General features: G+C 73.9%; 16 protein-coding genes. 6 read left to right on the top strand and 10 right to left on the bottom strand.

The annotated features are described in order from the left end of the window. Positions 1–96 precede the first annotated feature (96 nt). Together ACZ3TI_RS27040 and ACZ3TI_RS27035 are read right to left on the bottom strand one after the other, a co-directional pair. Positions 97–1,314, bottom strand: coding sequence for a threonine synthase (locus ACZ3TI_RS27040; protein ID WP_465730508.1), 1,218 nt, complete (start codon positions 1,312–1,314; stop codon positions 97–99). A gap of 189 nt (positions 1,315–1,503) precedes the next feature. Further along, positions 1,504–2,058: a YceI family protein gene (locus ACZ3TI_RS27035; RefSeq protein ID WP_465730506.1), complete on the bottom strand. Its 555-nt coding sequence runs from the start codon at positions 2,056–2,058 to the stop codon at positions 1,504–1,506. Positions 2,059–2,256: 198 nt separating this feature from the next. On the opposite strand from ACZ3TI_RS27035, the gene ACZ3TI_RS27030 reads away from it, so the two are divergent. After that, the gene (locus ACZ3TI_RS27030; RefSeq protein WP_465730504.1) at positions 2,257–2,583 is read left to right on the top strand and encodes a hypothetical protein; all 327 of its coding nucleotides are present in this window, start codon (positions 2,257–2,259) and stop codon (positions 2,581–2,583) included. Positions 2,584–2,766: 183 nt separating this feature from the next. On the opposite strand, the gene ACZ3TI_RS27025 is transcribed toward ACZ3TI_RS27030, so the two are convergent. Further along, positions 2,767–5,607: a penicillin acylase family protein gene (locus ACZ3TI_RS27025; RefSeq protein ID WP_465730502.1), complete on the bottom strand. Its 2,841-nt coding sequence runs from the start codon at positions 5,605–5,607 to the stop codon at positions 2,767–2,769. Between the two features lie 244 nt (positions 5,608–5,851). Here ACZ3TI_RS27025 and ACZ3TI_RS27020 point away from each other — a divergent pair, with 244 nt between their 5' ends. Both ACZ3TI_RS27020 and ACZ3TI_RS27015 read left to right on the top strand, forming a co-directional pair. Continuing rightward, complete coding sequence (locus ACZ3TI_RS27020) at positions 5,852–7,102, top strand: SUKH-4 family immunity protein (protein WP_465730500.1); 1,251 nt, start codon at positions 5,852–5,854, stop codon at positions 7,100–7,102. Between the two features lie 27 nt (positions 7,103–7,129). Next, a complete protein-coding gene (locus ACZ3TI_RS27015) occupies positions 7,130–7,900 on the top strand; it encodes a hypothetical protein (protein ID WP_465730498.1) in 771 nt (256 codons plus the stop codon). A 1-nt stretch (position 7,901) separates the two neighbouring features. On the opposite strand, the gene ACZ3TI_RS27010 is transcribed toward ACZ3TI_RS27015, so the two are convergent. Beyond that, a complete protein-coding gene (locus ACZ3TI_RS27010) occupies positions 7,902–8,780 on the bottom strand; it encodes an N-acetylglucosamine kinase (protein WP_465730496.1) in 879 nt (292 codons plus the stop codon). A gap of 155 nt (positions 8,781–8,935) precedes the next feature. Further along, positions 8,936–9,622 (bottom strand): macro domain-containing protein, encoded by a 687-nt coding sequence (locus ACZ3TI_RS27005; RefSeq protein ID WP_465730494.1) that lies wholly within the window; start codon positions 9,620–9,622, stop codon positions 8,936–8,938. Between the two features lie 251 nt (positions 9,623–9,873). Here ACZ3TI_RS27005 and ACZ3TI_RS27000 point away from each other — a divergent pair, with 251 nt between their 5' ends. Further along, a complete protein-coding gene (locus tag ACZ3TI_RS27000; protein ID WP_465730492.1) occupies positions 9,874–11,493 on the top strand; it encodes an ADP-ribosyltransferase domain-containing protein in 1,620 nt (539 codons plus the stop codon). 121 nt (positions 11,494–11,614) lie between these two features. Then, positions 11,615–13,798 (top strand): HelD family protein, encoded by a 2,184-nt coding sequence (locus ACZ3TI_RS26995; RefSeq protein ID WP_465730490.1) that lies wholly within the window; start codon positions 11,615–11,617, stop codon positions 13,796–13,798. 75 nt (positions 13,799–13,873) lie between these two features. Here the strand turns inward: ACZ3TI_RS26995 and ACZ3TI_RS26990 are convergent, their stop codons facing one another. From ACZ3TI_RS26990 to ACZ3TI_RS26975, 4 genes are all read right to left on the bottom strand, one after another. Beyond that, positions 13,874–14,452 (bottom strand): phosphatase PAP2 family protein, encoded by a 579-nt coding sequence (locus ACZ3TI_RS26990; RefSeq protein ID WP_465730488.1) that lies wholly within the window; start codon positions 14,450–14,452, stop codon positions 13,874–13,876. Next, entirely contained in the window at positions 14,445–15,788 is a 1,344-nt protein-coding gene (locus ACZ3TI_RS26985) for a diacylglycerol/lipid kinase family protein (RefSeq protein WP_465730486.1), read from the bottom strand. The genes ACZ3TI_RS26990 and ACZ3TI_RS26985 overlap by 8 nt, the downstream gene beginning before the upstream one ends. Before the next feature lie 254 nt (positions 15,789–16,042). Continuing rightward, positions 16,043–16,885 (bottom strand): universal stress protein, encoded by an 843-nt coding sequence (locus tag ACZ3TI_RS26980; protein ID WP_465730484.1) that lies wholly within the window; start codon positions 16,883–16,885, stop codon positions 16,043–16,045. Positions 16,886–17,022: 137 nt separating this feature from the next. Next, positions 17,023–17,331 carry a hypothetical protein gene (locus tag ACZ3TI_RS26975; RefSeq protein ID WP_465730482.1) on the bottom strand — a complete coding sequence of 103 codons (309 nt, stop codon included), beginning with the start codon at positions 17,329–17,331 and terminating at the stop codon, positions 17,023–17,025. A 47-nt stretch (positions 17,332–17,378) separates the two neighbouring features. Between ACZ3TI_RS26975 and ACZ3TI_RS26970 the strand changes: the two genes are divergently transcribed. After that, a complete protein-coding gene (locus ACZ3TI_RS26970; protein ID WP_465730480.1) occupies positions 17,379–17,633 on the top strand; it encodes a DUF6059 family protein in 255 nt (84 codons plus the stop codon). A gap of 16 nt (positions 17,634–17,649) precedes the next feature. On the opposite strand, the gene ACZ3TI_RS26965 is transcribed toward ACZ3TI_RS26970, so the two are convergent. After that, entirely contained in the window at positions 17,650–19,227 is a 1,578-nt protein-coding gene (locus ACZ3TI_RS26965) for an MDR family MFS transporter (protein ID WP_465730478.1), read from the bottom strand. Between the last annotated feature and the right edge of the window lie 186 nt (positions 19,228–19,413).

The raw sequence follows: 19,413 nt of genomic DNA, 5'->3' as shown, positions 1-19,413 counted from the left end.
TGCAGATGTCGCAATCCACACCGAGCCAGAAGGCCCTCACTCATTTCAAGATCACCCGACCGTGAACCCCGTCACCAACCTCCGTGGTCAGTACACCTAGTCCGCGAGCCCGGCGGCCCGCAGGCGGCGGAGGACCGACTCCCACTCGGGGGTGACCGGCTCGGTGCGGCGGGTGCCGACTCCCAGGTCCTTGAAGCCGGTGGAGGTCGACAGGCAGACCACCGGCCCGTCCGACAGCTCCGGCTCGCCGAGGCTGCGCAGCCCTGCCAGGCCCGCCGCCGCGGACAGCTCGGTCCACAGGCCGGCGCGGGCCAGCTCGCGCTGGGCGTCGGCGAGGCCGCGGTCGTCCACGGTCAGCGCCCGGCCACCGCTCTCCCGGACCGCGACCACCCCGCGGTAGCCGCTCACCGGGGAGGCGATCGAGTAGGCGTCGCTCGCGCCGACCGTCACATGGGCGGCCGGGAGGCCCTGCTCGATCGCCCGGGCCAGCGGACCGGAGGCCGCCGCCTCGCAGGAGTGGATCCTCGGCACCCGGTCGGTCAGGCCGAGGCGGCGCAGCTCGGTGAAGCCCTTCCAGACGCCGAAGAGCAGCTCGCCGTACCCGGTCGGGACGAACACCGCGCTGGGCACGCCGACGTCCTGGAAGATCTCGTACGCGACGGTCTTGTAGCCCTCGGGGCCGTACGCGTGCCCGGTGTGGGTGGTGGTCAGGTTGCTGACCGGGTGCAGGCCGAGCCGGTCGACCACCTGGCGCAGCAGCGGCCAGCGCGCCTCCCACGGCACCGGGAGCACCACCGCGCCGTAGGCATTGAGGAAGGAGTCGACGTTCGGCGGGACGTCGGGGCCGGTGAACACGACGCAGGGCAGCCCGGCGCGGGCGGCGTAGGCGGCGGCCGAGGCGCCGTGGTTGCCGGAGGAGGCGACCGCGATGCCGGGCGCGCCGCTGCCCACGGCGGCACTGGTGGTGCAGCGGTTCAGCCGGTCCTTGTGGCTCCAGGTGGGGTTGCGCGACTCATCCTTGACGTACACCCCGGGCTCGATCTCGACCAGCGGTGTGGCACCCTCGCCCAGGCCCGGCGTGAGCAGCGGGGGCAGCAGCGGGGCCCACCGCTCCAGGCCGCCACGGGTCGGGGCGGGGGTGAACAGGCTCGCCGGGTCGACCTTGTCGTAGGCGTAGTCGACCTCGACGGGGTAGGCGACGTCCTCGGTGCCGGTGCGCGGGCAGCCCGCGGTGAGCGGGGGCCAGAGCGGGTAGTCGAGCCCGGGGTCACCGAGGGAACGCTGGCCGGTTGCGAGGGAGTCTGCTGTTGCCATGTCAGGAGACTAGCCGCGCGGCCGGTGCCGGGTCCGGTGGTTTCCGGACTGCGCTCGGGAGCCTGGCGTTTGGGCTGCTCTGGCGCGTCAGCTGCCCGGGCGGGCCGGCTGCCCTGGTGTGTCAGCTGCCCGGGCGGGCCGGCTACTCTGGCGTGTCAGCTGCCCGGGCGGGCCGGCTGCTCCGGCGTACTAGCTGCCCTGACGGATGGCGGAGATGTCGAACTCCAGGACGACCTTGTCGCTGACCAGGACGCCGCCGCCCTCCAGCGCCGCGTTCCAGGTGACGCCGTAGTCCTTCCGGCTGATGGTGACCGAGCCCTCCAGGCCCACCCGCTGGTTGCCGTACGGGTCGACGGCGGTGCCGGTGTACTCGAAGTCGATGGTGACCGGGCGGGTGGTGTCCTTGATGGTGAGGTCGCCGGTGACCCGGTACTCGGTGTCGGAACGCGGTTCGACGGAGGTGGTGCGGAAGGTGATGTCCGGGTGGTTCGGCACGTCCAGGAAGTCGTTGGTGCGCAGGTGCTGGTCACGCTGGTCGACGCCGGTGTCGATGCTCCCGGCCTTGATCACCACCTGGCCGGTCGAGCGGGTCGGGTCACCGCCGTCGAGGTGGGCGCTGCCCTCGAACTCGTGGAACGCGCCGCGGACCTTGGTCACCATGGCGTGGCGGGCGACGAAGCCGATCCGGGTGTGGGCGGGATCGAGGACGTAGTCACCGGTGAGCTCGGTGAGGTTTTCGGTCATGGTCGGCGTGCCTCCTGGGTACGGGTCCGGGGCCTCGGCGCGGCGGGGGAGCGGGCGGTCCCCGGCCCACGCTAGGTGCCGTTCGGAGTCGTTGCCCGCCGGGTTGGTCCTATGGCGTGTCCGACAGGCCTAAAGCGGCGGGTGGGACGGGAAGGCTCCACGGGGACACCCGAGACGGAGCACGGACAGGGGTACGGGATGGACAGCGGCGTGCGGGCGATGGTCGAGGCGATCGGCGAGGCGCGGCGGCAGGTGCGGGAGAACGCGCTGCCGAAGGCCCGGGAGAGCGGTCGGGACCGGGTCCCGGAGGCGGAGGAGGCGGCGCTGCTGGGCGCGCTCGCCGGGCTGGTGGAGGCGGTGGTGGAGCTGACCGACGCCGCCTCCGACCGGATGACCACGCTCGACAGCGGCACGGTGTACCTCAAGGCCGGCCGGCGCCTCCGGGACCAGGCCCGCTACCTGCGGGACGACGAGCGGCTGGTCGCGTCCCGCGTGGAGCCCGCCGGGCAGTCGAGGACGCCCTGACCCGGCGCGCGGCGTTCATGACGCCGAGGCGACGGTCAGGTCCCCGATGCGGTGGAACTCCTCCGGGCGGTCCCCGAGGTAATCGTCGGTGTACTCCTCTGCCGGCTGGGCCGGCAGCGTTTCTGTGTTCATGCCGAGCATGATGGCAGCCCCCGCCGACAGTCCGGCGGGGGCTGCTCCGGTTCACCGGTGGCCGGGGAACTGCACCACCTGCTGGTACGTCGGCCGGTTCTGCCAGGTGGTCCTGGCGTCCGTCACGCCGCCCAGCGGGCGCTGGATGACGGTGTCGGCGCACCACTGGTCGCCGGCCGAGCAGTCCGCGTCGCCCGGGTAGACCTGGGCCGGGGTCTGGGCGGCCGCGCGCTTGAGGGTGTCCAGCAGGACGCCCCGGCAGGCGGTGAGGTCGCCCCCGCCGCAGAACGGACGGGCCAGCGGGCCCTTCACCTGCTCGCCGAGGACGGACCGCAGGTCCTTGTCCAGGTAGCTCCACCAGCCGTACTGGAAGGCCGAACCCTTGTGCGGGATGGACTCGTTGGCGCTCACCGGACCGCCGCCGGGGCCGGTCTGCCCGCCGGAGGGCGACTCGTCGATCTGCAGGGCGCCGGTCAGTGCGCCGAACAGCTGGTCGCCGAGGCCCGGCCGCATCACGCCGTCGGCGACCAGGGGCCACCAGGCGTCCATCACCCGGATCGCGGTGGCGTCCGCGTAGGTGTGACTGCCGGCCGAAGTCTCCTTCCGCTGGGCGCCGTCGGCGAGCCAGGCCTCCAGCTGCTGGAGCGCGGTGAGGGCGGTCTGGTCGGTGACGGGCGCGCTGCGCAGCACCCGGACCAGGTCGGGCAGCACGTCCTCCGCCCGCAGGTCGGCCAGGGCGGCGCTCTCCATGGCCTGGGTGAGCGAGACCCGGCTGACCTTGCCGCCGTTCCGCAGCAGCGCCTTGACCCGGTCGTCGAGCAGGTTGCCGCGGTGCACCGAGCCGTTGCCGAAGCCGGCCGAGGTGTAGCCGTCCGCCTGCTTGTTGTTCCAGGAGATGTAGTAGTCCTGGCCGACGGACTGCGGGTGCTCGGCCGCCGGGGTGTACCGGGCGGTGTTGGTGATGGGGTCGAAGTCCGCCCACTCGTACGCAGGTCGGGCGAGTACGGGCAGTCCGGCGTCGACGCCCGGGGCGCGCACCGGGTTGCTGCCGGAGTTGTAGTACGCGATGTCGCGGGAGTCGGCGTAGAACCAGTTGAAGGTGTAGTTGATGTCCTGCGCGGCACGCTGGAAGCTCGCCGCGTCGTGCACCGCTCCGGGGTCGTTGAGCTCCTGGAAGCCGATGATGGAGTCGGCTTCGTGGCGGTAGGTGGAGCGCAGCGAGGTGAAGGCGACGGGGGCGCCGCCGACCGTGCCGCGGGCGGTGACCAGGCCGTACTTCGAGCGGTACATCACCAGGGTGTAGGAGCCGGCCGCGGTGGAGTCGGCGGTGGTGGGGCTCCACGCGTTCTTGCGTTCCAGCCGGTCGAAGGGCGTGCACTGGCCGTGCCAGAGGTAGGAGTCGGCGGCCGTGGTGACCGGCGAGCCGTCGGTGGTGCAGAGCGGGACGGCGTAGCTGTCGGTGATGTCCTGCCCGGCGGAGGTGGCGCTCCAGGCGTAGTCCTGGCCGCGGCCGAGCTGCACGTAGAAGCTCAGGCCGGCGAAGGCTGCGCCGCGCGCGCTGATGCCGGGGCCCTGGATCTCCTCCAGCATCAGCAACTGCGGGGCGAAGTAGCCGGTTTGAGGGCCGAACACGGCCACCGGGTGGCCGTCGTCGGTGTGCGCGCCGGAGACCAGCAGGGCGTTGGACATGCCGTGCTTGGTGGTGAGCAGGTTGCCGGGCAGCACGCCGTTCGCCGTGGTGGCGGCCGTGGTGGTCGCGGTGCCGGCGGAGCCGGTGGCGTCGTAGACCATCCGCTCGGGCACCACCGAGCCCGGGTCGGGCAGCGCCTCGCCCTGCGGCTGGGCGGGCACGGTCGCGTACGGGAAGCTCTGCCCGTCGTGCAGGGTCTGGACGGCCTCCGGGTCGTCGGCCTCGCGCAGCGACTTCCAGAGCGCGTCCCCGGTGTCCTTGCCGTAGCGGGCCTCGGCGGCCGACTTGACCTGGGCGGAGGAGAGTTCGTTGCCGCCGCCGGAGCCGAACAGGGCCCCGACCACGGAGGCGAGGGCGACCAGGTCGGTCAGCTTGAACGGCTCGATCGACCCGGCGTTGGTGATCGGGTCGATGTGCCCGGTGAGGTCGTACTCGCCGGGGAAGGTGCGGGCGTCGTAGGACGCCTTGGCGTACTGGTTGATGCCGTCGAGGTAGGCGTTGGCGTCGGCGAGCGCCTGGGTGGCCCGGCCGCCGCGGGCGGCGATGGCGTCGATCTGCTGCTGCAGCTCCGCCTCGGTGTACGGCGCGGCCTGCCAGAAGCTCTGCTCCAGCTGGCGGTTGGCGGCGGCGCCGCCCGCGAAGCCGGACAGTTGGCCGCGGCCGACGTGCCGGAACAGGTCCATCACCCAGAGCCGGTCCTGGGCGGCGGCGTAGCCCGCGCCGAACTCGGTGCCGTAGCGGGTGGTGCCGGTGATGTGCGGGACGCCGGTGGCCTTGTCGCGCACGATGGTGACGTCCGGGCGCGGGCTGGTGGTGCTCGCGACCTGGTCGGCGAGGACGCCGAAGGAGGCGTCGTCGAAGAAGTCGCGCAGCTTGGCGTCGGTGAGGCCGGGGTAGCCGGAGGCGAGCGCGGCGTAGGGGCCGAGCTGGTCGTCGGTGTGGGCGGGGCGGGTGCCGAACATCCGGTTGAGCAGGATGTCGGCGAGGGTGGCGTTGCCGTTCTCGCCGGGCGGCAGGATGTCGTTGCAGCGGCCGCCGCAGTAGTCGCCGACGGCGGTCGTCGAGGGCGTTGCGGTCGCGGTGGGGGCGGCGGTCGCGGTGGGGATGGTGGTCAGGGCGGCGGTGACGAGCAGGGCCGACGCGAGGGCGGCGGCCGCCTGGGATCGGAGGGGGTGTCGGAGGGGGTGGGGGCGTAGGCGCAAGGCGGACTCCTCCGTCGAAGCCACGGGAAGTCGACGGTAGGGGTGCTACTGGACGGTTGGCTAGTGGCGTGCATGCCATTTCGGTTGGGGTGGGCCGGAGTTGACGGTCCGGCGGCGGGGGTGGTGAGGGCGCCCGACCCGGTTAGCACTATCAGTGTCAGTGGTGTCGGCTATGGTCGGGCGCGTCGGAGGCAAGATCGTCCGTCGCGGTGGCGGTCGCGGTGGCGGGGCAGGAGGGCGGGCAGTGGTGGAGACGAGTGAGGGGACGGGTGCGGAGGCGGGTGTTGAGGCGGTGGCGCACCGTGAGCTGCCCGCCGGGCTCACCCACGGGCCGAGCCGCGAGCGGCTGGCCGCCGGAGGTCTGCCCCGCTCCTTCGCCTACCTGGACCTGGAGGCCTCCTGGCTCGAGCCCCTGCGGACGGCGGCCGGCTGGTACGAGGGGTTCGAGGAGGACGACGACGCCGCAGGCCTGATCGTGCTGGGCGAGGCGCGGTACTACGACCGGTTCGGGGGCAACCTCGCGGACGTGCTGCTCGACGGGGCCTCCGGCGAGGTGTACCTGGCGTGCCTGGACCACTCCGGTGCCATCCGGCGGGACTTGCTCGCCAGCGGACTGGAGTCGCTGGTCGCCCTGATGATCGAGGTCGAAGCCGTCACGGGGGCCGCCGCCGAGCCGTACGAGCCCGAGGAGGGCGAGGAGTTCGAGCCGCGCGGTCCGGGGACGGTCGCCGAGGCCGCCAGGATCTCCCTGGAGCGGATGCGCCAGGCCGATCCGGAGCTGTTCCGGCGGACGGACGACCGGCCGGCGCACTGGGAGACGGCGGTGCGGGTCCGGGCGCTCGCCTGGGGAGCGCTGCCGGGCGAGCCGGACGGCCTGCGCTACGCCATCGACGCGTCCCTGGTCGAGGACCTCGCGGCGCTCACCCGCGGCACCGTCCGCCGTTTCCACGAGGACGACCTGCCGGAGGAGCTCAGCCACCTCCCGACACGGCGGTTGCTCGGCTCGCTCGGTCTGCCGCTCTCCGACCGGGGGATGCTCGCGATCGACCCGGTGGGTCCGCTCCTCACCATGGTGGAGACCTTCCCGGACACCTTCGAGCCGGAGGACGGCCAGGAACAGCACCACCGCGCCTACCAGGGCGAGTTCCTCGCCTTCGCCCACTGGCTGTACGACTTCACCATCGCGCTCGACGGTGCCACCGGCCGCCTCGAACTCCCGTCCTGGTTCGACGACGGGGAGCCCGCGGCATACCTGCACCAGGACGTCTCGGCCCTGCTCTTCGTGCTCTGGACGCACGAGCGCCTCCGCGCCGACCGGAGCCGCTGGGACGGCCGGCACGCCCCGGTGCCCTGGGAGGTCTTCCACCCACGGGAGCTGCTGGACTGCGCGGCCGAGGAAGCCCTGCGCGCCCTGGACCCGGAGGCCTTCGCGTCCGAGACGCACTTCTGGCCGATACGGATCGACGACGGCCACATGGGGAGCCTGCTGGAGTAGTGGCGGGCGGACGGATCAGGGGGTCAGGTGAGCGAGACGACGTTCGTCAGGGCGCCGGCGCGGGTGGTGTGGGAGCGGAAGAAGCTGCTGCTCCTGCCGGGGATCGCGACGGTGCCGGTGGGCGGGCTGATGTGGCTGCTGGTCCGGGCCGAGGTCCGGATGGGCGGGAGCGTCGTGCTGGGCGTGGCCGGGGCGTTGGCGCTGGTGGTGCTGATCACCTTCGGCAACGCCGCGCTGCTGGTCGCGGCCGACGACGCGCTGCGGGGGCGGCCGGTGGGGATCCGCTCCACCTACGCGCGGGTCTTCGGGAGGTTCCGGGCGGTCACGGGGTGGGCACCGCTCGGTGCCCTGCCGGTCCTCAGGGCGGTGCTGCTCGTCGGCACGGGGTGGTCGCTGGCGTGCTACCTGGTGCTGCCGGCGGTGGTGCTCGACGGGGCCGGGTACCGTGCGGCGCTGCGGCACTCCCGGGAGGCCTACCGGCGGGACCGGGGGAGGTTCCTGCGCGGTTCGAGCCGGATGGCGGTGCCCGTGCTGGTGACGCTCCTGCCGTCCCTGGCGATGTTCATCGCGGGGCTCACGGCGACCGACCGGGGTCTCGGAGCGGCGCTGACGGCCGGTGCGGCGCTGTGCCTGGGCGGGGGTGTGACGGTGACGGCGAGTCTGTTCGCAGTGTTCCGGGCCTCGCTGTACCGGGAGTCGACAGACGAGGTCGGGTCGGCGGCAGCGGTCGGGTCGGTGGGGTCGGTGGGGGCGGTGTTGCAGGTCGAGGAGGTCCAGGAGGTCGAGGAGGTCGAATAGGTCACCGGTCTGCGGTGAGGCGGCCGGCGAGGTGGGCGGCGGCGGTGGCTGGGTCCGTGGTCGGCAGACGCGGGGCGAGGTCGGTGAGTTGGTGGAGGAGGTGGTCCTGGATCGGGCCGGGTGAGGTGGCGACGGAGCCGGTGAGGACGAGTGGTTCGGCGGGTACGGCGGTGGCGCGGACCAGTGCGGCCAGGTGGTCGGCGGCGGTGCGGGCGACGGCGAGGGCGGCGGTGTCGCCGGTGCCGGCCAACCGGGAGACCAGCGGGGCGAGTTCGGCGAGGCGGCGCGGCGGGCCGTCGTAGGCCCAGCGCAGCAGCCGGTCGGGGGAGTCGGCGGCGCAGTGGGTGCGGACGGCGGTGCCGAGCGGGCCGTCCGGGTCGGCGTGGGCGTGCCGGAGCGCCTCGCGGCCGAGCCAGAAGCCGCCGCCCTCGTCGCCGAGCAGCCAGCCGAGCCCGCCGCTGCGGGCGAGGGTGCGGGTGCCGTCGAGGCGGACGCAGACCGTGCCCGTGCCGGCGATCAGGACGGCTCCCCGGCCGTCGGCGACGCCGCCGGAGGCCAGGGCCGGGACGGTGTCCGGGACAAGCCGGACCGGGCAGCGGAGACCGAGAGCGGCTCGGACCCGCCGGGCGAAGCCGTCCGGGTCGGGCAGCGCCCGGTACCCGGCGAGGCCGACCAGGCAGGCCGCGACCAGGACCGGATCGCGTGGCCCGAGCGCGGCCGACACGGCGGTGGCCAGGTGCTCGACCGTACGGGCCGGGTCCTGTCCGGCCGGGTTTGCGCCGCCGCTCTCGCCCCGGCCGAGCAGGGTGCCGGCGGTGTCGAGGAGGGCGGCGCGGGTGCGGCTGCCGCCCGCGTCGACGCCGAGGTGGAGGGTGGTCACGGGGCGGCTCCGGTGGGCGGAGGGGGCTGCGGCCTGTCCGGCGGGTTTCGCGCGGGGCTGATGGGCGGTCAGTCTGCCAGGTGCGGCGCCATGTCCGCCGGTCCCTGGGCGAAGCGGGTGAAGGGGCGAAGCGGGTGAAGCGGAGCTGTCGGTCGTCACGCCCTGCCGGACGGGGAGCTGCGGCGTGCGGGCGGTGCTATGCGGACCCGCTCGGTGGCGGGCGCGCGCTCGATGTCGTCCAGTTGGGCGAGGATGGTGGCGCGCAGGTCGTCGTCGTCCTCGAAGTGGTGGTCGTTGAAGAGGGTGTAGCCCGTCCACATCAGGTTGGCGCAGACCCGGGCGGGCACCCGGCCGGTCCGGGCGCCCATGCCGACCAGGGCGACCGACCGGATGGAGCCCGGCTCCAGCCGGTTCTGCCGGTGGACCGCCTGGAACGCGGCGGCGCAGGCCAGTGCCACGTTCAAGGTCTCGCTGACGTTCTGCGAGGAGGTCTGCATCGTCGGCGCCGAGATCAGGAACCGCGGGTTGACGGCGCCGGACGGGACGCAGATCGCGCTGCCGACCGGGAGCGAGCCGGCGTGCTGCTCGCGGATCGCCTTCTGCACCCGCAGCTGGATGCCCGCGCCCAGGTGGCGCTTGATCGCCGCGTCCGTCCCGCCGTCCATCCGGCCGCGGGAGTTGGTGGGGCTGACCCAGGCGTCGACCTTCGTGGCGAGGAGCGAGGCGTGCCGGACCTCCACCCCGGGGGTGTCGGCGAAGGCGGCTCGCCAGGACTCGACCACCGTCGCGTTGAGGTCGGTCAACACGACCTTGAGCGGCGACTGCGCGCGGTCCGTGGTCATGGTGGGGCTCCTGTCGATCGGTGCTGTTCCTGCTGACGTGGACGAAGCTAGCGCGCGCCACTGACAATCCGTCCGGGCCGGCCCGCCGTCGTCGGAGGGGCCGTCCGGGCAGCCCGGATTGTCAGTCCCGGCTGGTAGGACTGTGGTGTCCGCCAGGAAAGCTGACGGATCGTCACCTGCCATCCGTCTGCCATCGGCCTGTCATCCGTACGGTCCCGATCGCAGACCGCCTCACACCCTTAGGGCACCACATGAGCGCTGTCGACACCCCCGCCACCCAGCCCGACCCGAACGACCCGCTCGCCCTCGCGGAGCTCTTCACGGGCGGCGGCGAGCCGTGGCTCCCGCTGCTGAAGCCGGTCATCGAGGCGCAGCCGGGCGCGGCCTCGTTCATCGGCCCCAGCCGCGGCCCGGACGTCGTCCCCGTCCGCGAGCTGACCTTCCAGGCGCTCAAGCCGCACGCGCCGCACAAGTGGAAGGTCGTGGTCTTCGGCCAGAACCCGTACCCGCGGCCGGAGAGCGCCACCGGCATCGCGATGTTCGACAACACCTTCCACGACTGGAAGGACAGCAAGTTCGGCCGGGTGGTCAGCATCCGCTGCATCATCAAGGCCGCGGCGATGTGGAAGTACGGGATCCCCAAGAAGACGCCGATCGCCGACATACGGGCACTGCTGAAGGAGCAGCAGACCGTCCAGCCGCCGGAGTGGTTCCAGGCGATGCTCACCCAGGGTGTGCTGCTGCTGAACGCCGCGTTGACGGCCAGCAGCGACGGCGCGATGGGGCCGGACCAGCACACCGCCTTCTGGCGGCCGGTCGCCGAGTGGATCGTCGAGGAGATCCTCCGGGCCAAGCAGCAGGCCGCCGAGGAGGACCGCTACGTGGTCTTCGCCTGGTGGGGCGCGCACGCGCGCAGCCTGAAGAACGTCGTGCTGCGGTTGCAGAAGAAGTACCCCGAGGTCGAGGTCCGGCACATCGACCACGCCAACCCGGCCGCGCAGGGGGACATCTTCTGCGACGGCGAGCACTTCGCGACGGTGAACGCGTCGCTCGCCGCGCTCGGCGCCGAGGAGGTGGACTGGCTGCCCAGCACCGGGTGGAACGCGCAGTCCGCCGAGGACGGCGGGGCGGACGGCGGGGTCGCCGAGCGGATGGGCGCCTTCATCGCCTCGACCATGGAGCTGCATCAGCTCTACCTGGACCGCCTGGCGAGCGTGAAGGACGAGGGCCTCGTCCTGCCCGCCATCACCGGTGTGTTCGACACCCCGCTGATGGGCTTCCGGGAGGCCGCGGCCCCGGTCGCCGAGCTGCTGCGCGGCCTGGACCGGCACGTCGCCCTGTCGCACGACTTCGGCAAGCGACGGGCGGACGAGGCGGCCACCGGCCTGTCCGCCGACGAGATCGCCGCGCTGTACCTGTACACCTGCGAGTCGGCGTTCTACCGGGAGATCAACGCCGTGCTGCGCTCGCCGGACCGCAGCCGGCTGGTGCCCTACCTCCCGTACCTGCGGCTGCTGTTCGCGGCGGTGTCGCGGCTGCCCGTCCGCACCGAGCCGCTCTGGCGCGGGGTCTCGCTGGATCTGCGCCGGCAGTACCCGCTGGGCAGGACGGTGACGTGGTGGGGCGTGTCCTCCTGCACGTCCAAGCTCGGGGTGGCGCAGGCCTTCCTCGGCAGCCGCGGCAAGCGGACGCTCTTCGAGGTGCGCCCCGCCCGGGCCGCGGGCATCCAGAAGTTCTCGGCGTTCACCGGCGAGGAGGAGTTCATCCTGCTGCCGGGCACGCAGCTGGAGGTCACGGACGTCCGGACCGAGCGCGGCGGCCTCTGCACCGTGACGCTGACCGAGCTGGCGGAGGCGCCCCTGGTGTCCTGAACCGCCGTCCTCCCGAGCGCCTCCACTCCAAAAATGGCAACCGAGTAAGAAGTTTTACTGGGTTCAGTTATGCTGGGTTCCGAGCGGCAGGTGAGCCCGTTGTGAGGAAGGGATGCGAACGATGACCTCGGAAACCCAGCAGGTGGCACCGGAAGTCCAGGGCCTCGACGGCGAGCTGCGGCGGGAGCGTGCCTACGTGGAGGCCTGCCGGGCGGCGACGGCCCGGCAGGTCGAGGACGCGAGCCACCAGGTCGTCGCCGGGGAGGACGTCTCCGGCGACGGCGCCAGCGCGGAAGCACTCGGCCGGTACCTGCGCACTCGCGCCAAGCGGATGAAGGAGCTGCCGGAGAGCCCCTCGTTCTTCGGCCGCCTCGACTTCGCCGACACCCCGGAAGCCGGGGACCACCGGCGGCAGCGCTACTACGTGGGCCGCCGACGGATCTCCGAGGACCCGACCGTGCCGCCCCTGGTGGTCGACTGGCGAGCCCCGGTCTCCCGGGCGTTCTACCAGGCGAGCGCCCACACCCCGCTCGGGCTCGCGCAGCGCCGCCGCTTCGGCTGGGCGCCGTGGAGCCTCGGCCGGCCGGAGGAGCTCACCGGGCTGGAGGACGAGCCCCTCGGCGGCGGAGGCGGCACCAACGGGGGCGGGGCCGGCCGGAGTGGGGCGGCAGGCGGCGCGGGCGGCATCCTCGCCGCCGAGATCGAGCGGCCCCGCACCGGCCCGATGCGGGACATCGTCGCCACCATCCAGCCCGAACAGGACGAGCTGGTGCGGGGCGAGCTGAGCGAGTCCGTGTGCGTGCAGGGCGCACCGGGCAGCGGCAAGACCGCCGTCGGCCTGCACCGCGCCGCGTACCTGCTCTACAGCTTCCCGCAGCGCATCCGGCGCAGCGGCCTGCTGGTGATCGGCCCCAACCGGACCTTCCTGCGCTACATCGCCGAGGTCCTGCCCGCGCTCGGCGAGATCGACGTGACGCAGTGCACCGTCGAGGACCTGGTCGCCACCCGGCCGGCCGTCGCGGTGGACGACGAGCGGGCCGCCGCAGTCAAGCAGGACGCCCGGATGGCGACGGTGCTGCGCCGGGCGCTGTACGGGCGGATCCGGGCGACGGGCGCGGAGCCGCTGGTGGTACCCGACGGCTCCTACCGCTGGCGGGTGTCGCCGGAGCGGCTCGACCGGGTGGTCGCCGAGCTGCGCGAGCAGGCGCCGCCGTACGCGATCGGGCGGGAGAGCCTCCGCACCCGCGTGGTCGCCATGCTGCAGGACCAGGCCGAGCGGCGGGCCGGCGTGATGTCCGGCGCCTGGACGCGGAAGATCGGCCGCTGCAAGCCGGTCGCGGCGTTCCTGGAGGCGGCCTGGCCCAATCTGCGGCCGGAGGCCGTGGTCGCCGCGCTGCTCGGCGATCCCGCCGTGCTGGCCGAGGCCGCCGACGGAGTGCTTGGTCCCGAGGAGCAGGCGGCGATCCTGTGGCGGCGGCCGCCGCGCTCGGAGAAGAGCGCGAAGTGGTCGGAGCACGACCAGATGCTGCTGGACGAGGTGGCCGGGCTGATCGAGCGCCCGGCCGGCTTCGGCCACGTCGTCGTGGACGAGGCCCAGGACCTCTCCCCGATGCAGTGCCGGGCGATCGCCCGCCGCAGCGAGTTCGGCTCCCTCACCGTCCTCGGCGACCTCGCCCAGGCGACCGCCCCCTGGGCCGCCCGCAGCTGGTCCGAGCAGCTCGCCCACCTCGGCAAGCCGGAGGCCGTCGTGGTGCCGCTGACCACCGGATTCCGGGTCCCCGCCGCGGTGATGGCACTCGCGAACCGGGTGCTGGGCGCGCTGGACGTGGACGTGCCGCAGGCCGTCTCGCTGCGGCGGGACGGCGAGCTGACGGTACGGCGGGTCGACGGTGCGGCACCGGGCGGTGCGGCGGGTGCTGTGGCGGGCGCCGGCGTGACCGGTCTGGGCGGCGTGACCGGTCTGGGCGGGGCGGCCGTGGCCGCGGTGCGGGCCGCGCTGGAGCGCGAGGGCTCGATCGCGGTGATCGCGGCGGACGGTGCGCTCGCGGAGGCCGCGGAGGCCCTCCGGGCGGCCGGGATCCCGACGGCCTCGGCCGAGCAGGTCGGCACCACGGCCCGGGTGACGGTGCTGCCCGCCTCGTTGGTCAAGGGGCTGGAGTACGACCACGTGGTGGTCCTCGAGCCGGCCGCGATCGTGGAGGCCGAACCACGCGGCCTCCACCGGCTCTACGTCGTGGTGACCCGGGCGGTCTCGCGGCTGGACATCCTGCACGCCCGGCCGCTGCCCGCGCCGCTGGGCGGCTGACCGGGGCCGGGGACTGACCGGAGGCGGAGGCGGAGGCGGGGGCGGGGTGACGGGAGGCTGAGGGGTGTCGCCCGCTCACCCGTCGGCGAGCTGCAGCGGCACGTGCACGAAGGCCAGCGCCGCCACCGCGGCCGCGAAGCCGAGGAGCGCGCCAGCCGCGACGTCCCCGGGGTAGTGCACGCCCGTGTGGACGCGTGAGTAGCCGACGGCGACCGCCAGCGCCCCGAGCGGCACCGCCGCCGGGGGCAGCACCACGCCGACGGCGGTGGCGAAGGCCGTCGCCGAGGCCGTGTGGCCGGAGGGGAAGGAGGCCGACTCCGGCATCGGTACCTGCCGTGCCACGGTCACCCGGGCCCGCTCCCGGTCGGGCCGCCGCCGGCGGACCATCTGCTTGCCGAGCAGGTTCGCCGCCACCGAGGCCAGTGCGACGGCGGCGACCCCGGCCACGGCCGCCCGCCGGGGCCGCCCCGGCAGGAGGGCGAGGCCCGCGGCGACGGTGAGCGAGATCTTGGAGTGGTCGGCCGTGCGGGACAGCCGCCGCAGCGCGGAGTCCAGGGTGGGGGTCGGGGTGGCGGCGACGGCGGCGTACAGGGCTCCGTCGATCGCCCGCAGGTCGCTGAGCACGCCCGCGGTGGAGATGTTCCGCTCAGTCACGGGCCCGCCCTTCCGAGGCTCGGTCGGAGTCCGCCTCCGAGTTCCGCGTGCCGCCGCTGAACGCGAGCGTGGCCAGCTGCCGCCAGTCCACCCGCGGCTTGACGGGGACGACGCCCGGACGCTCGCGCGGCACCAGGACCCGCAGCGCGCCCGGGCGCAGCGTGCACACCACGGGCGTGGGCATGCGCAGCGCCTCGCCGTCGACGGCCACCGGGATCTCCTCCTGGTCGGAGGTCACCTCGACCCGATGCGCGGTCAGCACGGTCAGCCCGGTGGACTGCGAGCCCCGTACGGCCAGTTCCGCGGCCTGCGCCGCGCCCTCCACCCGGATGCCCGTGACGCCGAGCAGGCCGCTGTCGAGCCGGGTGCGACGCCCGCTGCTCTCCAGGTCGTCGGGGGAGCCGTACGGGTTGTTGCTGATCAGCAGTGCCTGCTGGGCCGCGAGCGCCGCGGGCTCGCCGCCGTCGATCCGGGCGTCGATCCGCCGCACCCCCTCGCCGACCAGCAGGTCCGGTAGCAGGTTCAGCGCGGTGCCCGCCTTGGCGTCGCGGTACTCGGGGCGCTGCACGACATCGGCGTACACCCCGAAGGACACCGTGTTGACGAAGGGCCGGCCCGCGACCTCGCCGAGGTCGATCCGCAGCTCCTCGCCGTCGGTCAGCGCATCGAGGCACCGGGAGGGGTCGGAGCGGTCGAGGCCGAGGTCCATGGCGAAGTGGTTGCGGGTGCCGGCGGAGACCACCAGGAACGGCAGTCCGTGCTCGGCGGCGACGGCCGCGACCAGGGCCTGGGTGCCGTCGCCGCCCGCGACGCCGAGCAGGTCGGCGCCCCCGGCGACCGCCTCGCGGGCGAGCGCGGCGACGTCGGCATGGACCGCCGGGTCGAGCAGGATCACCCGCGCGCCGAGCTGCTCCGCCCGTTCGACCAGCCCGAAGCGTCCGACCTTCCCGCCGCCGGACTTCGGGTTCATGATCAGCACCGGTCGCCGCGGCCGGGCCGCGGTGGTCGCCCGCATCGACTCGGGCGGGCGCGCGCGGCGCAGCGCCGCCCGACCGAGGAACAGCGCGGCACCCCAGCAGAGGACCAGCAGCAGCGCCGTCGGCCACAGGTCGTGGTAGGCGAACAGGACAAGGACGGCGATCGGCGCCGCGATCGCGAGCAAGGCCCCGACCATCCGCATCGCACCGCGGTGAGCCAGGAACCACCAGACGCCGACCGCCCACACGACCAGTTCGAGGAACCCGGCCACGACCACCACCAAGCCGCCCGAGCCGAGCGCGAGCAGCAGCACGACGACGGCGCCGACCGCGACCAGCAGCGCGCACCGCGCGAGCACCCGCGCGGTCGTGCTCCCACCGGAGCCCGTCTGTCGTGTCCTGTCGATGCCGTCCTCCCAGAGCCGTGCCCGCGGCTGCTGTCCGCCGCCCGGTCCGTTCCAGCAGCCTGGCTCACCCCCGCCGCCGGGGGCATCCCGGCCAGGCTGTCCGGGTGACCGGGACTGGCCCCGGCAGACCTGGGACGCCCGGTCGGGCGTGGGGGTGTGGGCGGCCGGACCGTGGTGGCCGAGGCCGAGCAGGTGTGGGGCCCGGTTCAGGCGTGCGGGACGAGGGCGACGGGGCAGTGGACGTGGTGGATGGCGGCGTGGGCGACCGGGCCGAGGTGGGTGGCGAGCAGGGTGCGGCGGGTGCGGCGGCCGAGGACGAGGAGGCGGGCGGTCGCGGCGGTGTCGACCAGGGCGACGGTGGGGCTGCCGAGGATCAGGTCGGTGGTCACGTCGACCTCGGGGCGGCGGGCCCGCCAGGGGTCCAGGAGTTCGGTGAAGCGGGTGCGTTCGACGGAGGAGAGTTCGGTCTCCAGGCCGCCGATGGCGTCGAAGGCCATGTACTCGGTGCCGACCGGCGGCGACCAGACGTGGACGACGCGCAGCGGGGCCGAGCGCCGGGCGGCGGCGTCGAAGGCGAAGGCGAGGACGTCGTCCGTCGGGTGGGCGAGGTCGAGGCCCACCAGGACGGGGCCGTCCGGCTCGTCCTCGCCGGCCCGGACCAGCACCACCGGGCAGGCGGCCCGGCGGAGCACCTCCTGGCTCACCGAGCCCACCAGGAAGCCGCGAACCGCGCCCAGACCGCGGGAGCCGAGGACGAGCAGGCCGGCGGTCCGTGCCGCGGCCTCCAGCGCCTCGGCCGGGTCGGCGGGGACGTGCGAGGAGGTGACCGGGATCTCCACGGTGGCCCGCAACTCGGCCTCGCGGGCCGAGAGTTGCTCCACGGAGTGCTGGTGCGTCCGCTCGCTGTCGGCGGTGTCCCGCTTCGGCCGCGGCCAGGCCTGGAGGAGTTCCAGGGGGCAGTCGCGGCGCTGCGCTTCGCGGGCGGCCCAGGCGGTGGCGGCGAGGCTCTCGGGTGAGCCGTCGAAGCCGACGACGACGGGTCCGGTCATTGCTCTGCTCCCTCGTCCGCGCGGGATCGCCCGGCTCCTCCCGGGCCAGTATCGGCGGCTGCCGCGCCCGTCGCCTCCCCGCCGCGGCGGCCGCCGACAGTGCCGTTCCGGGTCACCCCAGGGCGGTGACCGTCCGGTCACCCCAGGGCGGTGAGGTCGCCGTCGGCACGGTAGGTCGTGGTCATGGAGACCTGGTGGTAGGTGGCGGGACCGGTGGGGCCGTCGAAGTAGAGGGTCAGCGCCAGGCGGTCGCGGGCGGCCACCGGCAGCGCCACCGGGTCGCTGAGGACCTCCCCGCCGGGCGGGACGGTGACGGAGCCGCGGTGGTCGAAGCGCAGTGGTCGCAGCGTCCCGGGGACGACGGCGGGGGATGTGACACGGCGGCGGCCCGGTCCTCCAGCCGCAGCCGCGACCGGCTCTAGGCGGGCTTGAGGGGGGCCGGGCACTATGGCGGGCCCCGCGCTGGACGGGGTGCCGACAGGAGGCAGGTGTGATGGTTCTTCGGGCCCTGGGCGTGCTGGTGGGGTGGATCTGGTCGGGCGCGCAGCTGCTCGGCGGGGCGGAGATGTGCGAGGCCGCCGCGCGTGCCGCCGCGGCTCCGGCGGAGGTTCCGGAGCCGCGGCGACTGTGTGGTCCCGCGGCGGGGCACCCCGAGCGGCTCTGCCCGGAACTGCCCCTGAGCGACGTGGAGTTGCGGTTGAGCCGGGAGCTCGGCGGGCTCCGGGGCACGCGTCAGCCGGGCCGCTGAGCGGGGTACCCGTCGGTCAGCCGGTGCCGACCAGGGTGTCGTCCTCGTCGACGTCCAGGTGGGCGAACTCGCCCAGCGGGACGCTCTGGTCGAGGTGGACGTTCCTGAGGAAGGCGGAGAGGATCAGCACCCCCACCATCACCGGGGTGAGCCAGAAGAAGACGTCGGTCAGGGCGTCGCTGAAGGCCGGCCGCAGCCCGTCCCGGACCGCCGGGGGCAGGGCGTCGACCACGGTCGGCGACACCGAGCCGTCGGAGGGGACGGCCGCGGCCTGGGCGGCGGACAGGTGCTCGGTGAGGCCCTTCTCGTACTGGTGGCTGAACAGGGCGCCGAGCGCGGCGAGGCCGATCGCGCCGCCGATGCGCTGGGAGAACGCCGCGGTCGCGGTGCCGACGCCGAGGTCGCGACGTTCGACGGTGACCTGGACGGCGATCACCAGGGGCTGCATCATCAGGCCGAGGCCTGCGCCGAGGACGGTGACGTAGACGGCGAGCAGCCACCAGCCGGTGTTCTCGTCCATCGTGGAGAGCAGGAACATGGTGAGCGCGCCGATCACGGCACCCACCATCGGGGACCACTTGTAGCGCTCGGTTCTGGTGATCAGGTTGCCGCCGACCACGGAGGAGAACATCAGGCCGACCATCAGCGGCAGGGTGAGCAGCCCGGTGTTGGTCGCGGTGATGCCGGTGACCAGCTGGAGGAACATCGGGATGAAGGTGGCCAGGCCGTTGACGCAGGTGAAGACCAGCATGCTGGCCAGGCAGGCGAGCACCACCGTGCGGACGGTGAACAGCCGCAGCGGGATCAACGGGTCGGTGGCGTACCGCTCCGCGACGACGAAGGCGGCGACGAAGACCGCCATGCCCGCGAACAGTCCGAGGACGGTGGTGGAGGACCACGCGTACCTGGTGCCGCCCCAGGAGGTGGCCAGCACCAGGCAGGTGAGCGCGCCGGCCAGCATGACGAACCCGGCGTAGTCGATCCTCCCTCCGCGGCTGCGCACCGGCAGCTTGAGCGCGCTCCCGGCCACGGCGAGCGCGACCAGGCCCAGCGGAAGGTTGATGTAGAAGACCCAGCGCCAGGTGGTGTGGTCGACGAAGTAGCCGCCGATCAGCGGGCCGGCCACCGAGGACAGGCCGAGGACGGCGCCGTACAGGCCCATGTACCTGCCGCGCTCACGGGTGGGCACGATGTCGGCGATGATCGTCAGGGTCAGCACCAAGAGCCCGCCGGCGCCCACGCCCTGGATCGCCCGGAAGGCGATCAGCTGGAAGATCGACTGGGCGGCGCCCGCCAGGGCCGAGCCGGTCAGGAACGCGACCAGGGCGAACAGGTAGAGCTTGCGCCGCCCGTAGAGGTCGGCGAGCTTCCCGTACATGGGCGTGGAAATGCCCGACGCGAGGATGTAGGCGGTGAACAGCCACGAGGTGTACTTCAGGCCGTGCAGGTCCCCGACGATCGCGGGCAGCGCGGTGGCGACCACCGTCTGGTCCAGCGCGCCGAGGGACATGGACAGCAGCAGGGTCGACATGACGACGGCCAGTCGGCGGCGGCTCAGCGTGCTCCGGGCGGCGTCGCCGGTGGTTGGTGGCACGGGTGGCTCCTTGATGCGGCTGGTCACGAGGACGGATGGTCGTGGGTGGTGCCGACAAACAGGGGGGAGCGGTGCAACGGTGCAGCGGTGGGGCGCTGGTCCGGCGGGAGCAACTGGTCTGGCGGGTACGGCGGGTCTGGCGGGTACGGCGGGTTGAGCGGGTCGAGCGCGGCGAGTGGGCCTTGC

Source organism: Kitasatospora sp. NPDC023120, assembly GCF_055560835.1.
This window is presented reverse-complemented; position numbering and strand designations above follow the sequence as displayed.

Bases quoted from the DNA above. Each gene is read 5' to 3' on its own strand.
- ACZ3TI_RS26970 (WP_465730480.1), top strand. From the start codon at position 17,379: ATGGTTCTTCGGGCCCTGGGCGTGCTGGTGGGGTGGATCTGGTCGGGC.
- ACZ3TI_RS27000 (WP_465730492.1), top strand. From the start codon at position 9,874: ATGAGCGCTGTCGACACCCCCGCCACCCAGCCCGACCCGAACGACCCG.
- ACZ3TI_RS27030 (WP_465730504.1), top strand. From the start codon at position 2,257: ATGGACAGCGGCGTGCGGGCGATGGTCGAGGCGATCGGCGAGGCGCGG.
- ACZ3TI_RS27035 (WP_465730506.1), bottom strand. From the start codon at position 2,058: ATGACCGAAAACCTCACCGAGCTCACCGGTGACTACGTCCTCGATCCC.
- ACZ3TI_RS27005 (WP_465730494.1), bottom strand. From the start codon at position 9,622: ATGACCACGGACCGCGCGCAGTCGCCGCTCAAGGTCGTGTTGACCGAC.
- ACZ3TI_RS27040 (WP_465730508.1), bottom strand. From the start codon at position 1,314: ATGGCAACAGCAGACTCCCTCGCAACCGGCCAGCGTTCCCTCGGTGAC.
- ACZ3TI_RS26995 (WP_465730490.1), top strand. From the start codon at position 11,615: ATGACCTCGGAAACCCAGCAGGTGGCACCGGAAGTCCAGGGCCTCGAC.
- ACZ3TI_RS26980 (WP_465730484.1), bottom strand. From the start codon at position 16,885: ATGACCGGACCCGTCGTCGTCGGCTTCGACGGCTCACCCGAGAGCCTC.